Source organism: Saprospiraceae bacterium (assembly GCA_016714025.1).
In the GTDB taxonomy this organism is placed as follows: domain Bacteria; phylum Bacteroidota; class Bacteroidia; order Chitinophagales; family Saprospiraceae; genus Vicinibacter.
The window spans coordinates 2,550,167-2,565,781 of the sequence record JADJOB010000002.1; the positions used below are offsets into that span (position 1 = coordinate 2,550,167).

Here is a 15,615-nt window from a genome sequence, read left to right on the forward strand (position 1 = left end):
TAAAATAACAATTAATCCGCATTTATGTTTTTTACTGAATTCGTGGACACCGCTAAACGTTTTATCAGATATGCAATGATTGATACACAATCAGATCCTGCTTCATTGGAGTATCCATCAACCAAAAAGCAATTTGATTTATTGAAACTTCTTTATAATGAACTTAAAGAAGCTGGAATTGAGCAGGTTGAGCTAGATGATTACGGATATGTTTTTGCCACGATTCCTTCAAATAGTGATAAAAACCTACCTACCATTTGCTTTTGTGCCCATGTTGACACTGCACCTGATTGTAGTGGAAGCAATGTAAAACCCTTGCTGCATAAAAACTATTCCGGGCAAAACATAGTTCTTCCAGATGATCCTTCAATTGTAATTACTCCAAATGACTACCCTCTTTTAAATTCAAAGACAGGTGAAAACATAATTACTGCCAGTGGACTCACCTTATTGGGATCAGATGATAAAGCAGGCGTTACCGCCATTATGGAAGCAGCCTTGTATCTAAAAAATCATCCTGAGATCAAACACGGACCGATAAGAATACTTTTTACACCTGATGAAGAAATTGGAAAAGGTGTAGCTTACCTCGACATGAAAAAATTAAATGCAGATTATGGCTATACTTTAGATGGAGGCCCGCTCGGGGATTTAGAAGACGAAACATTTTCTGCTGATGCAGTCCATATAACGATTGAAGGGGTTTCTACTCATCCCGGTTATGCTAAAGGCAAAATGGAAAATGCAATTAAAATTGCATCTGAAATTATTTCATCCCTGCCCAAAGAATATTTAGCTCCGGAGGTTACAGAAGGTAGGCAAGGTTTTGTCCACCCGGTTAAATTAGAAGCCGAATTGGAAAAAGCTAAAATCTATTTGATTATTAGAGATTTTGATACAAAGAAACTTAAAGAACATGAAGATGTCTTGGAGCAAATTGTAAAGCAGGTTTTATTAACATACCCTGGTAGTAATTATACTTTTTCAGTTTCAGAACAATACAGAAACATGAAAGAGATATTAATTGACCACCCTCAGGTTACTCAATATGCTGAATTGGCAATGATTGAAGCTGGAATTAAACCCAACAAAGGCTTGATTCGAGGCGGGACCGATGGTAGTAAATTAAGTTTTATGGGACTTCCTTGTCCAAATTTATTTGCGGGCGAACAAGCGATCCACTCAAAAAAAGAATGGGTTAGTGAACAAGACATGCAAAAAGCAGCGGAAGTAATAGTAAGAATTTGTCAAATTTGGGAACGCAATGGATAAAGTTCTTAAAATTCCAGTATTTCCACTTCCTGTAGTGGTCTTTCCAGATGAAGAAATCAGACTTCATATTTTCGAACAACGTTATAAGCAATTAATACAAGATTGCTCTGATACAGGTCTTGTTTTTGCTATCCTTCCAATAGTTGATGATAGAATTCAGGAATACGGGACACTGGTTAGACTAAAAGAAATTGTAAAAACCTATGAGGATGGACGATTTGATATACGTCTGGAAGCCATTGGTCAAGTTAAAAATGTTGCATTGCACAATCGTTGGTCAGGAAAACTATATGGAGCCATAGATGCCCAGGCAATAGATGATATCAGTATAGGTGACCAAGAATTATTAGATAAAATTAAACAGCAATTTGGGGTTCTATGTGAAATCAATCAAGCACAACCCTATCATTCCATTCTTTGGGAACAATTTAGAAGTTATAAATTAGGCCATTATGTTGGTTTTACTTTAAAGGAGGAATATCAATTTAGTACTCTTAAAACTGAAAATGAACGACTTCAAAAATTACTAAATCAATTGGAACTCATGATTGCTCAAAGCACAACACGAAAAGAATGGTTAAAAAACATGAATATGAATGGCGAGTTTCGCAATTTTGGAAAAGAATCTATAAAGGGAATCAGCTGAAATTTCTAAAATAGAATTAATAAGATTCCAACTCAAATAAATAGAGCATTAAATACTCAAATCTAAAAATCAAGATTTAGTGAAAAAAAATGTGAATACAATCCAATACCTGCATTGCCAATATTAGTCATTGCGTAATCAATTGTAATTTTTGCAACTTTAATGCCTAATCCGGCTGTAGGATAAAATGATAATTCTTTTGAGCCACTTCCGTCAACCGCCAACGTTCGTTGAAAATTTCCTGCTCCAAGTCTTAAAAACATTCGCTTATTGTAATCCAACTCAATTCCAATTTTGGGGTCTACATTAAAATGATTGGATGAAATTAAAGAGGCTTCAGTTCCATTTGTTGACCATTCTAAATCAACAGCAGTCAACAATCCGATTTTATCAATCAACTTAAAATTATATGCAATGCCACTTACGATTTTAGGTAAGGTATATTCAACAGAATTAGAGGGTATAGAATTATTGGTTTGCTGAAGCACTGCTTTTTCCTCTGTACTAAAAGAAAATGAATACGCATTGAAGCTGGTTGTTATATCTCTTCCCATTAAAGCAAGGCTCCATTTATTTTTCCTATACTGAACGCCTGCATCAAATCCAAATCCCCAGGATTTTGCAAACGAGCCAAATCCTCTATGGATTATTTTAGTATTTATCCCGACAGACCATGGACTGTTATTCAATTTTCTTCCATAAGAAACCAATAGTGCATAATCAGCTACACTAAATTCTTCAATCCGACTATAATCAATACTTCCGTCTGGTCCTCGCAATCGAAGTGTATTTGGAATTTGATCGATAGACATTCTGATTAAACTTATACTGCCATAACTTAAAGACTGATCGTCTAAGGTTTTTCCAAAACCAACGTAATCATAATTTCCTATACCCGAAAACCATTCAGCATGCTGGGCACTAACTTGAAATTTTGAACTGATATTAATTAATCCCGCTGGATTCCAATAGGCTGCTTGTACTGAATTTAAAGATGCTGAAACGGCTCCTGACAATGCCATTCCACGGGCTCCTACCCCAATATTCAGAAAATCATTGCTAAATTTAGGGGCTTGGGCACAAAGTGAAAGCGGGAACAAAATCAGCCAAATGACACTTTTTAAAGTCATAGTATGGATTTCAAATGCAAATATATAACAAATATTTATAATATATTAATAGCTACAATATAAACGCTCAAATCGCCTACAAATTGTTTGCTTTTACCTCTTATGGCAGTTAATCGTAACGGTTGCTGACTCACCGGCATCGTCCATTATGTAAATCTGGTGTTTTCCGATTTTCGGGTTTATAGCCCACTCATGTTGGTTTGCTTCAGTAGAGCCCAAATAAACACCATCAATAAACCAGTGAATATGTGCTTGATGCTCTTTATGAGTTGCTTTTAAAACAATTTTTTGTGTATTGTCTGTTAAATCAACTGGAATAAAAACTTCGGTTCCTTTATCCGGATATACAAACTCCATTTTATTGATGGGTTGATCCTGAAATGATTTGCAATCATTTCTAACAGGCGGAATGGAGACATATCCCGGGTTATTTATTTTATAATATAATTCCATAACCGGAGGAAGTACAAAATAATTTTTCAAATGACCCTTCAAATCACAATCATTAAAAATTCTGAATTTCTCAGATTCATCAACATAATACGAATGATGATAAGGACAAACATCCAATTCATTAATTTCAACCGGATTCCATATAGTATCTATTTCTACACATGCTGGAGAAGGAAGATACCCACTGGTTTTACAAACCGCAATAGGATGCATTTCACCATAAGGTATGGGCCAGGACGATGAACAATTAAGTTGTCCAAATAATTCAAATAAAAGCGGCGCGGCTGTATGCAGCCCAATTAATCCGGGCCTTCCCAATCCACTTGAATTACCTACCCAAACCACCACGGTGTATTCAGGACATAATCCAACACACCAGGCGTCCTTAAATCCAAAAGAGGTGCCTGTCTTCCAAGCAATTTTATTGCTTTTAGAATTATAATAATTTGAATTTTGCTCATTTGACATCTCCGTCCCCATCATGGTCTGAATCATCAATGAAATTGCACCCAGAGAAAGCACTGAAGGGGAAGATTTAGAAATTGAACTATTAGCAATTTCCGATTTCACTGATTCTGAATCCTGCAACAATAAATGCATGTTCCAATTACGAGCTGATAAATCATTTGATTTTTGAAAAACCATCAACTGATTTGCTAAATTTCCATAGGCATTTGCTAAATCCCAAAGCTTTATTTCTGCCCCACCGAGAACCAATGCTAAACCATAGTCGCTGGCAGGTCTAAACAGACTTGTAAATCCTAATGCTTTTAATTTATCATAAAATAAAGGAACTCCATATTGCTGAAGCAATCGGACAGCAGGAACGTTTAAGGATTGTTGAATGCATTGGTCGGCAGGTACGCAACCCTGAAACATCCGTGAGTAATTTTCTGGTCTAAAGCCTGAAATCAAAGTGGGAATATCTGCTAGAAGCTGCTTCGTGCTAATGATTCCTCTATCTAATGCAGCGGCAAACAATAAAGGTTTCAATACACTGCCTGAACTCCTTAAGGAATGAATATTATTAACTTTGTTATTACGAAGTGATTTTGAAGTATCCGAACTATTGGCCAAATAACTCAATACCTCTCCCGTTTGATTAGAAATTAATAAAATGGCCAGATTATGAATTTCATTTTGCTTAAATGCTTTCGTATACTTTATGCTTATTTCTGAAAACTTAGTTTGAATTGATGCATCAATCGTAGAATTGAATTGATGTTTTTGAGGGTATTTTGAAATTAAATACGACAATAACAAATTTGAAACCTGAGGCATATTAAATATTTTATCAGGGATCTCTTCTAATATGGATAATTCATAGAGTGATTTGTCAAGGAATCCTTTAGAAAAAAGTACGGAGAGCAAACGGTTGCGTTTTAAATATAATAATTTTCTATTTTTTTCCAGGTGTATGTAAGATGGCTGATTAGGCAACACACTTAATAAAGCTGCCTCAGCCCAACTCAATTCGACCTCATCTCTTTGAAAATATCGCCAAAGCGCAGCCTTTAATCCCACTACATTACCTCCGTAAGGTGCTAATGAAGTATACCAATTCAATATTTCACTTTTGTTGAAATTAAATTCAATGCCAATAGCAAGCAACGACTCTTTAATCTTATTGAAAATACTTCTTTTTGGATTCCCTAAAAGCAGACGAGCCAATTGCATGGTAATAGTTGAACCACCTGATTTTATTTCACCGGTTTTAAAATTTTGATAAAGTGCACGCAAGACTGAAATAGGGTCAATGCCAATATGAGTATAAAATCGCTTATCCTCATAATTCACTATGCATTGAGCATAGTTTTCAGGAATTGATTGGGTAGCTGGAAACCTCCATTGACCATCCTTACTGATTTGGGCACCAAGTAATTTATGCTCCCGACTGTATAAAACTTTTGAAAATTCCAAATCCCTAAAAAAATAAGGAGCAGCAATAACAATAGCTATAAACAATCCAAATAGAACCGTCAATACACCATAAATAATTCTCAATACAAATTATTTTCGAGGAACAATAGTATAATTCCCAGCTCTGAATTTTGAATAAATTGAAGGATCATACATGGCTTCGCAATAGAATGAAGGTGCAATGTATTTTCCAGGATATGCTGCAGTTAAATAAAAACGCAACTCAATGCTTTGATTAGAATTCAGATCAAAATAACTCAAAACCCTGTCGTCACGGATATCCTGATAGTCCACTTGACTTTTCGTGTCATTCAATCCTGCAACCCTTCTGTTTTCAATTTCAAAACCTGAAGGAAACACCGTTGTTAAGGCAATATTTGAAATGCGGCCAATAACAGAACTGTTGGTTATGCTTACTATTACTTCCAATTCGTCACCAATTTGTAAAACATTGCCTTTGGCAGGCATTACAACATTCATTTTTATGCCTTTAGAGCTATTTTGGTCAGTTACTACAACATCTTTACCATACTGAATGATTTTAACCGCTACAGGACGAGGTGAATTGTTTTTAAATGAAAATACTTGCTTTGAAGCTGGTTCAAATATAACATCATATAGCTCTTTTTCAGATTGAATCTGAGCTTTGGCAGCATTCCAACTGTATTCAAAATCCATTTTACCCAACTTGCTTTTACCGCTTAATGTAGCAATTGCTATTAACATCATGGATTGCTCCTGGGTCGAGTAATAATCACTTTTTGTACGTTTAATTAACTTATTTAGAAGCATTAATGCTTCTTGGTTTTTATCTAAGATAGCTAACACTTGTGCAATCATCGCCTCATCCCGAATATCGGAACCGTAATTGTAATAATCGTCCCGATATGTTTTAAGTTCATAGGATCCCTGATTCAATAAGGTCTCTGCAATGTCTCTTTTACCTGAAATGGCATAAGCACCAGCAAGTAATATTTTTGAAAAATAATTGTCCGTCTTGGCTGTATATAGCTGATTCATGCCGCTCCAATCAGGTTTACCTAATAAAGCCATTGTGTATAAACGATATGCAAAATTAGTAGGATACCAATACTCCGTATTTTTTTGAATTTTTAAAGATTGATTTGATTTTGATTTTTGAAATTTATACCAATTTTGTAATAGATCTTCGGGCACCCTGAAACCAGCTTTTTTAGCTTCTATCATAAAATGACCTGTATATGAAGTACCCCAATCTGAGTAATTTGGTGAGCCTGGCCAATAGCTAAACGATCCATCTGCAAGTTGAAACAATCTCAATTTTTCAATCGCTTTTTGCACATTGTAATTTGCTTCTTCTTTTTGCTTGGGATTTAAATCAAATAAATTATTAAGTAGAATTTGAGGAAACGCTGCAGAAATGGTTTGCTCAATGCACCCATGTGGATAGTTTAACAATTTATCAATCATATTTCTTATAGACAATCCAGGAATTCCGGATACTTCCATTTTTACATCCCGGGTTCCATTCATTCCAAATGGAGGAATCTGCTCCTGAATACTCTTTCCGGCCTCAACCCAGAATTCTTTTACTTCATGGCTTACAGGATTTGGATTGTCAACATATAGTGAAACCTGTGATTTAGAACTATATTTACCTGCGCTTGCAGTTGCAGTAATCGTGGCATTTCCTATTTCGCCAATTCCTTTGATTGTAAAATAAACTGTCTGGTCTCCCGTAGTTTTAAACTGCATTGATTTTATAGCTGGTGACTTCAATGCTGCCTTACCATTTATTTCAAATTTAAGATTAACATCCTTAATTGCTGCATCCCGAGCAAATACAGTCACTGGAATTTCTAGCTCATCATTAAATGCAAACACTCTGGGTGCTGTTAATTGAACCATCAACTCATTTTTGACCTGGACAGATTTATCAGTTGAACCAAAAGCAGTATTTGAATTACAAAGTACCATAACTCGAACTGCACCAAAATAGTTGGTTATTGTAAATGTATGCTTTTGCTTTTCCCCTTTTGCCAAATAACTTGGAGCACTTCGCAATATGATTGGTTTAAATCGTTTGTTTTTATCTTCTTCTGGAACTTTTTGCAAGGCTTCATCTCCACCAACACTAAATATTTTCAATAATTCACCATCCATTGCGCCAATTACTTCGTTAAAATTATCCCATGTCAAAATAGACAATGCTTCTTTTGACATAATATCATTATATGGATTCGGTGTTTTAAAACGAGTCAGATTCAATAAGCCTTCATCAACTATAAACAATTGATAAGCCATATCTTTATTGTTTTGTTCAGATACTTCAATCGTAAATGGTTCATCAGTACGAAGCGATTCATTCATTTTAATTACAGGGCTCAATTTCTTACCTGAATCCTCAATTTTTACCGGTATCACGCCATACATCCTTAAAGGCAAATCATTCTTTTTGGAAGTTCTTCCTTGAACATAACTAATGTCCACATAAATATTCGGAGCCATTTCACTGGTAATGTCAAAGCTATAGTTGGTTTTGACTTTTGTAGCATTTACCGATTTGCAGCTTAGAATTTTGGAACCTCTTAATAAACTTATAATATAATATCCCTGATTTGCACCGGGTAACTCCACGTTTACTTTCTCCCCAGTTTGATATTGTTCTTTATCCGTTTTAAAAGAAAGGATATTTACAAATTCTTTCTGATCTGCATTATAACCATAACCCGTATAAAAATAATCACCGGTTAAATATCCGCTAGCCATGTTTTTTGCACGGATATAATAGCGATCGTAATCATCCAATTTCAATTTCAAGCTAGCCTGTCCGTTATTGTCAGTTGTTACGGTAGATTGCAAAACACGTTCTTTAAAGTTGCAATTTTGATATTCACCAGTACTTCCATTTCTTAATTCATACCACCATTGATATTCAACTTTAAATAATTCAATACTAATCTTTCGATTGGCAATTGGTTTTCCTTCTGAATCCACTGCTACCAATCGAACTTCTTGCTCTGTGCCGATTTCTAAATGTTTAAACTGCCCATCTGAAGGGAGTTTAATTCCAACTAATTCTTTAAATGGAGAAACATTGGTCTCGTAATAATCTGTACTGATTTCGCCGGTGTTATCACTAATTTTAGAAATCAAATTAATTTTAAGTTTTCCGGTGTTACTACTAAATTTCCAATTCGGTATTTTTATTTCAGCTAAACCGCTTTCATTTAAGTTTGAATTGAAAAGCTCCAATTCGCCCGAAATACGTGCAGATACCGGATCTATAAATTCGTATTCTTTAAATTTTGAAAAGGCAGGAGCGACTAATTGATACTTCCACTTAATATTAGCTAAAGCCCTATTGGCAGGTGCTCCATGCAGCCAGGAGGCACGAATAGTTGTTTTATCTGTTAAATTTTCAAGACCTTTTGATTCAATTCCAGGCCATTCCACTTTATATCGGTTGGGCTTAATTGTTTCAATTAATAAGTTTTTTTCAAATATTGAAGGACCTGCCTTTACAGTAGCTGCATACAAGCCTGTTATCGCATTAGATTGAATGGGAATAACAAATGCATAAAGTCCGAGTAAATGATTTGATTTGGTCTCAGAATATACTTTTTGACCATTTGGATTTCTGATGGTAAGTTCTATAGGAAATTGTTCTGGTAATCCCATTTGGATATTATGCAGCACTGCATTCAAATACACTGTATCCCCAGGCCTCCATACTCCTCTTTCTGTATAAAGGGATGCTTTTAATCCTTCCTGAACACTGGTGCCACTTATATCAAATTCACTTTGAGATAAGGATCTGCTTTCACTAATTTTTAAATACGCATAGTGATCTTTGTATTTAGCCATTACAAATGATGGCAAACTCGCAATAGCAGAGATTGCTAAACCATTTCCATCTGTAATCGTATGGCTAACTTCCTGTAGTTGTGCGTCAAAATATTGTATTTCAGCCCCTTTAACAGGAGTTCCGTCAATTACATCAAAAACGAAAGCTGAAGTCTGTCCGGGATCATTTCCAGCCTTAACTGAAAGCGCAATATTAGATGCAAAAAATGAAGCACTTGCAAAGTGTTCTTTGCTATAATATTCAATATTGCATGGGTTGTCTACATCATAAGCATTTTCATCTTCATCGGCATTATAGTGCCAATACGGATAGTCCCGCCATAAGGATTTAATATTGGGATCACCGGTTTCAGTCTGGTAAAAATCCTCAGGAATTTCAGGCTTTTCTTTTTCACAGGTATAGTTACTATAAGACGGTTTAAATGTGATGCGAACTTGATAATAGGCCCCAGGTTCACTTTCAATTAATTCACTCAAATCCAAACCATATCGCTTCCAGTCTTTTTCATTGCTTCCTGGTGCCAGATTAGCAAGATTAAACACTTTTTGTTTAATTACTTTGCCTAGTCTTACCAGGTTATCCGAACTATACTCATTATCAATCCCAAGGTGAAAACTGTACAATACATTATTTGTAAATGTTTTAAATACTTCAACTTCTATAGTATGTAAATTGATAGCTTCAAATGGCAAAATAATATTTTTTGTGTAGGGTAAAATACTTCCCTTTGAAACAAATCGGACCTGCGGTGCATTTGGTTTTACCAAAAAATGAAATTCAAAGTCTGCTTTTAATTCTTTATTATTATCAGATTTAACTGCTCGATTAACAACTAATACGCCTTCCGTTTTTTGCCAATAATCTGGAAAACGAATTTGAATAAAATCTTTTTCTTTGTTTATTTCTAAGTTGGTAGAATCGTCTTTAAAACGAAGCAAACCTCGAACATCTTGACTTGCATTTAAAATATTAGAAAAATAGATTGTCAATAAATTATCATCAACTAATGCTTCATCAACTCCTGTAACTTCAAAATCGTCAATACCTGGAATTCTAATTTTAGTGCTGGTAATGGATGAATTTTCTTGACCAAATGATTCATCCCACTCTAAATTCAATTCAGTTGATTGGGTCGATTTAGGAATATGACGAATGATAATGTCGTATTTAAATGGATTGGATGGGTTGGTAGAAATTTCTGGTTTCAACTCCAGGTGATCAGGTCCAACATGGGCTTTGACAGCTTCTATAAGCTTTGAAGGATCAATATGATCATTGGTTTCTATAGTGCCGGACAGATACATCGCATTATTTTCTACGGGTTCAGGTCTTGGAAATAACCAGGAATAGTTTAGACTTATTGGCACATAACTAAATCCAATTGATATATTTTTAATCGATTTGTCAATCTCCGGAAACAAATAACTTAAATCCAAATTAAATTCATAATCCCGATTAGCTTTAAGGTCTGTTTTGTCAGGAATAAACTCTAATGAATTTATGGAAGTCCAATTACAGCTTCCCTTTAATGCTGGGGTAATATTAAACCACGAAGGGTCGACCGCTTGATTTACTTTATCAATTGCAATTACAGGTTTTGAAAATTCAATTCTAAACTGTTCATTTCGCTTAAGCAATCCAGATGAATAAGCCAAAATGTAATTTTTATATGCCTCAGGATTATTCTGAATGGAAAGTGATGATTTCTTTGCACATTGTGAAGTCAATAAAAATGTTAAAATTAGTAGACTCCATTTTATATTAAATCTCATCATAAATTAATTAAGTTGGTTAAAGTTTAATGCAATTTCAATATACAAATCTTTTTCTGTTGTAGATTGATTGTATAATCCCTTTGATTTTAAATCATATTCATTTAAAAAATCGATAACCTCTTCTATTTGAGTTAACGAATACTTTGAAGCTGCTTCTCTATAATCTTTCACAAAATTCTTAAATGGAAGTTTTAACAATTTGCTTAATTCATCATCAGATTTATTAAAATTCAATTTAGTTAGCCAAATTCGATTGAAATGATTAAAAAGAGATGCAATAGTTGCGATAATTGGATTTGACTTTGAATGAATAGCCAAATTATGAAAAATTCGAAAACTTTTAGCATGATCTTTAGCGTTTAATGATTTCTGTAATTCAAATACGTTAAATTCTTTACTAACCCCAATATACTTTTCGATCTCTAATTTGCCAATAGTTGTTCCTTTTACAACATTCAATTTTAATTTTTCCAATTCATTTGCCAGGGTCGATAAATCATTTCCAACATATTCCAGTAAAAGTGCCAATGCCTGCTCCTCAAATTTTAATTGCATTTCCTTGGACAACTCAATTAAAAAAGCAGGCAGCTGGTAATCAGATAAAGATTTCCATTCATGCCAATAGCCTGTTTCTTTTGCGAATTTTACCCAGGACGCTCTCCCATCTGGTTTCTTAGTAAATAATGCAAAGAGTATTGTAGATGGATTGGGCTTCTTTAAGTACGCAGTTAACAAATCCCAATCCTTTATGTCCTGAGCATCTCTTACTAAAATGATTTTGCGATCACCTAAAAAAGGAAACTCCCTGGCTAGGTCTAATACATTTTTAATGTTTGTTTCCTTCCCATACAAGGAGGACAAGTTAAAATCAAGTTGTTCCTTGGGCAACAAATTATTTGTGACCAAATGGATTAGTTTATCCATAAAATAGAGCTCATCGGAACTGATCAAATAAACTGGTTTTAATTGATTTCCAGCTATTTCCTTTAATACTTCTTTGAATTCCATTCCTATAATTCTATCTGTAAAGTTAATGGACGGCAGCATTAAATTTACCTTATAGGGTGTAATTTTCTAAATTCTGAAATGCTTTAAAATCGCTTCTTATCTTTAAGCCCGATTCGCATGTTATGAAAGCTAAAAAATTGATCCTAGTAACCAATGATGATGGTATTTTTGCTCCTGGCTTGATATCGCTTGCCAAATCTGCTTCCAAATTCGGTGATGTTGTTATCGTGGCTCCCAACAGTCCTCAATCCGGGATGGGACATGCAATTACTATAAATCAACCAATCCGTTTGAATAAAATTCATACCTTTCAAGACATGGATGCTTACGAATGTTCAGGAACACCTGTGGATTGTGTTAAATTGGCTAAGAATGTAATTCTCAAGGACAGGCCTATATCTATTTGTCTTTCAGGAATAAATCATGGATCAAATGCTTCTATTAATATTATTTATTCAGGAACTATGTCCGCAGCAATGGAAGCATCATTAGAAAACATACCTTCTATCGGATTTTCATTATTGGATTATTCATTTGAAGCAGATTTTGAGGCCTCTTCCGAATATGTATGTGCTATCATAGAACGAGCGTTAACAGAGGGAATTCAAAATTGTAATTTGTTGAATGTAAATATCCCCAAATTAAAAAGGGACGAAATCAAAGGAATCAAGGTTTGTAAACAAGCAGAAGGCAGATGGGATGAAGAATTTAAGGAAGCCAAAGATCCCAGAAATGAGCCCTATTATTGGTTAACAGGTAAATTTGTATCTTCGGATTTAGGAACAGATTCTGATATCTGGGCTTTAGAAAATGGCTACATCAGCATGGTACCTTCAGGACATGATTTGACCGTTTATAAAGCAATTGAAGCAAATAAATCTTTTGAAAACCTCTAATTAACTTACAATATTAAATTTGAAATCGAATTATATACAATAACTATGACAATTAATAGAAATTACAATAAGGTAATCTTTGGAATTATCATCGGACTGTGTGTTCCATTTGCATCTTATGGGATCTTATTAGTAATTTATGATCAATTAGATCATTGGGGAATTTTTAATCCCTTGGGAATGAGTTCTAATTTCCGGGAACGCACTATTGCATTGATCGCTATAATTTGCAATGTAATTCCACTTCAGCTATTTAATCGCAATCTATTTCTTGAAGCCATGCGGGGAATTGTCTTCCCTACTCTTATTTATGTAATATTATGGATGTACTTCTATGGTTTTGATTTGTTGCAATGAGTCGAGATTTTAAAATTTATATTATAGCAGGAGAAGCATCCGGAGATTTACATGGAGCTGAATTGGTTAAAAGATTTAAAGAAGTAAATCCTGGTATTTCAGTTAGAGGTTGGGGAGGAGACCGATTGGTTGATGCGGGTGCACACATAGATATACGATATGAAAAAACCAATTTTATGGGATTTTCAGAAGTATTTAAAAATATATTCAAAATTCTTGGCTTTTTCAGGACTACTAAAAAAATTATACATGATTGGAAACCGGATTGCCTTCTTTTAATCGATTATCCAGGATTTAATTTAAGAATGGCCGCTTGGGCGTTTGATCATAACATTCCTGTATATTATTACATTGCTCCGCAAGTATGGGCCTGGAAAGAAAGTCGGGTTAAGAAATTAAAAAAATATTTAAGGAATCTCTACGTAATCCTTCCTTTTGAAAAAGAATATTTTAAAAAACATGGAATGGTTGTGCATTATTATGGCCATCCTTTAGTTGAAAGAATAAGGAATTTTAAATTTAACCCTGACTTCAGACGAATAAACAACTTAAGCAATCAATCCATTATTGCTTTGTTGCCCGGAAGCAGAAAACAAGAAATCAATTCAATGTTACCTGTATTTCTTGAATCGCTAAAAGATGAATCCGGTTTTCAAATCGTGGTAGCAGGTCTTAAACAACATAAATTAGTGTATGAATCTCATTTAAGAAAATCTGAAGTTAAAGCCACAGTAGTTTATGATGATGCATACAATTTATTGTACCAAAGTCATCATGCTCTCGTAACATCAGGTACCGCAACACTGGAAACTGCCCTATTTAATGTACCTGAAATTGTCTGCTATAAAGGCAATCAATTATCATATTGTCTTGCGAAGAAACTCATTAAAGTGAATTACATCAGCTTGGTTAACCTTATCGTGAATCGAAAGATAGTCCCCGAAATGATTCAGCAAAATTGCAACGCACAAAGCATTAGAAAGGAACTCAATTATTTAAAAGATCCCAAAGTGAGGCTTGGAATGAAAACTGATTTAATGCAACTTGCCTCACTATTAGATGGAAAAGGATGTTATAACCAAGTGGCTGAGCATATTATAGATGACCTGGAACAATTTAAGCATGAGAATTATAAATAAATTATTTGGTAATGAAAAAGAACGGAGTGCTGCTTTTCAAGTGCTTGCAAATCAATTAAATTTAAAGTACGAGTCTCAAAATGACTTCGGATTAATCAAACAGTTAAGTGATTTTGGACTCTTTAAATATGGAAGTTCGCAGAAAATTTCAAACCTACTAACAGAAAAGGCCTTTGATTCTGAAAATTATTTATTTGATTATCAATATGTAGTTTCTACAGGAAAATCTGCAGTGCGGTTTGAGCAAACAGTTTTTTTCGTAAATTCAAAGCAGCTTTCTTTGCCCCAATTTGTACAAAAACCTGAATCTTTTTTTACGAATTTAATGGCTTTTCTAGGTTTTGATGATATTGATTTCGCAAAATTTCCAGAATATTCTGATAAATTTCATTTGAAAGGAGAATACGAAGAAGTCATTCGGTTTTATTTTTCTGAAGAACTATTACAGTTGCTTTTGGATCAAAACTCTTTTAATATGGAGGCTATGAATTATTATTTTATATTATACCATCAAAATAAATTGATTCATACATCTGAATTAAAAGCATTTAGAAATTTAGGAATGATGTTATTTAATTTATTTCTTATTCAAAGTAAAAAAAGTGATAATTTTCTTCAACCCTAATCACTGAATTCACTTGATTTAATGAATTCCCAAAAAATGCCATACTACAATTCCAGCCGCCACACTTACATTTAAACTATGTTTTGTTCCAAATTGTGGAATTTCAATACATGTATCTACTAAATTTAAAATAGTTTGACTAATTCCATTTACTTCATTTCCAAATATCAAAACATACTTAGCATTTAAATCTATTTTGAATTTTTCAAGCGATTGGCTTTGATCAGTTTGTTCGATTCCGATTAATTGATAGCCTTTACTTTGTAAATCTTTAAGACAAATTATAGAATCAGTTACAGCTTCCCAAGCAACACTATTTGTGCTTCCTATAGCAGACTTTTCAATTTCAGGGTGCGGTGGTTTGACGCAATATTCACTTAAATAAATAGAATCCAATAAAAAAGAATCTGCAATTCGAAATAGCGAACCAATGTTATGACCCGATCGTATTTGGTCTGCAAAGAGAATGATAGGACGTTTTGGAATTGCACGAAAGTCCTCTAACTCCAATCTGTTTAGGTCGAGCAGCGATTTTTTCTTCAAAACA

General features: G+C 34.2%; 11 protein-coding genes. 6 read left to right on the plus strand and 5 right to left on the minus strand.

What is annotated here, in order from left to right:
- Positions 1 to 24 precede the first annotated feature (24 nt).
- Entirely contained in the window at positions 25 to 1,272 is a 1,248-nt protein-coding gene (gene pepT / locus IPJ80_13365) for a peptidase T (GenBank protein ID MBK7914473.1), read from the plus strand.
- Positions 1,265 to 1,918, plus strand: coding sequence for an LON peptidase substrate-binding domain-containing protein (locus IPJ80_13370; protein ID MBK7914474.1), 654 nt, complete (start codon positions 1,265 to 1,267; stop codon positions 1,916 to 1,918). Before pepT ends, IPJ80_13370 begins: the two co-directional genes overlap by 8 nt.
- Before the next feature lie 62 nt (positions 1,919 to 1,980).
- Here IPJ80_13370 and IPJ80_13375 read toward each other — a convergent pair whose 3' ends face one another.
- From IPJ80_13375 to holA, 4 genes are all read right to left on the minus strand, one after another.
- On the minus strand, positions 1,981 to 3,048 hold the full coding sequence (locus IPJ80_13375) for a PorV/PorQ family protein (protein MBK7914475.1): 1,068 nt from the start codon (positions 3,046 to 3,048) through the stop codon (positions 1,981 to 1,983).
- Between the two features lie 93 nt (positions 3,049 to 3,141).
- Positions 3,142 to 5,505, minus strand: a complete 2,364-nt coding sequence (gene pbpC / locus IPJ80_13380; GenBank protein ID MBK7914476.1) for a penicillin-binding protein 1C — start codon at positions 5,503 to 5,505, stop codon at positions 3,142 to 3,144.
- A 6-nt stretch (positions 5,506 to 5,511) separates the two neighbouring features.
- Positions 5,512 to 11,043, minus strand: a complete 5,532-nt coding sequence (locus tag IPJ80_13385) for a hypothetical protein (GenBank protein ID MBK7914477.1) — start codon at positions 11,041 to 11,043, stop codon at positions 5,512 to 5,514.
- Between the two features lie 3 nt (positions 11,044 to 11,046).
- The gene (gene holA / locus IPJ80_13390; protein ID MBK7914478.1) at positions 11,047 to 12,051 is read right to left on the minus strand and encodes a DNA polymerase III subunit delta; all 1,005 of its coding nucleotides are present in this window, start codon (positions 12,049 to 12,051) and stop codon (positions 11,047 to 11,049) included.
- 122 nt (positions 12,052 to 12,173) lie between these two features.
- Here holA and surE point away from each other — a divergent pair, with 122 nt between their 5' ends.
- From surE to IPJ80_13410, 4 genes are read left to right on the plus strand one after another with little or no spacing between them, the layout of a single operon-like run.
- The gene (surE, locus tag IPJ80_13395) at positions 12,174 to 12,947 is read left to right on the plus strand and encodes a 5'/3'-nucleotidase SurE (GenBank protein ID MBK7914479.1); all 774 of its coding nucleotides are present in this window, start codon (positions 12,174 to 12,176) and stop codon (positions 12,945 to 12,947) included.
- Positions 12,948 to 12,992: 45 nt separating this feature from the next.
- Positions 12,993 to 13,304: a hypothetical protein gene (locus IPJ80_13400; protein MBK7914480.1), complete on the plus strand. Its 312-nt coding sequence runs from the start codon at positions 12,993 to 12,995 to the stop codon at positions 13,302 to 13,304.
- Positions 13,301 to 14,443: a lipid-A-disaccharide synthase gene (lpxB, locus tag IPJ80_13405; GenBank protein ID MBK7914481.1), complete on the plus strand. Its 1,143-nt coding sequence runs from the start codon at positions 13,301 to 13,303 to the stop codon at positions 14,441 to 14,443. The genes IPJ80_13400 and lpxB overlap by 4 nt, the downstream gene beginning before the upstream one ends.
- Positions 14,427 to 15,068: a hypothetical protein gene (locus tag IPJ80_13410; protein ID MBK7914482.1), complete on the plus strand. Its 642-nt coding sequence runs from the start codon at positions 14,427 to 14,429 to the stop codon at positions 15,066 to 15,068. Before lpxB ends, IPJ80_13410 begins: the two co-directional genes overlap by 17 nt.
- An 18-nt stretch (positions 15,069 to 15,086) precedes the next feature.
- On the opposite strand, the gene IPJ80_13415 is transcribed toward IPJ80_13410, so the two are convergent.
- The gene (locus IPJ80_13415) at positions 15,087 to 15,611 is read right to left on the minus strand and encodes a TrmH family RNA methyltransferase (protein ID MBK7914483.1); all 525 of its coding nucleotides are present in this window, start codon (positions 15,609 to 15,611) and stop codon (positions 15,087 to 15,089) included.
- Positions 15,612 to 15,615 lie beyond the last annotated feature (4 nt).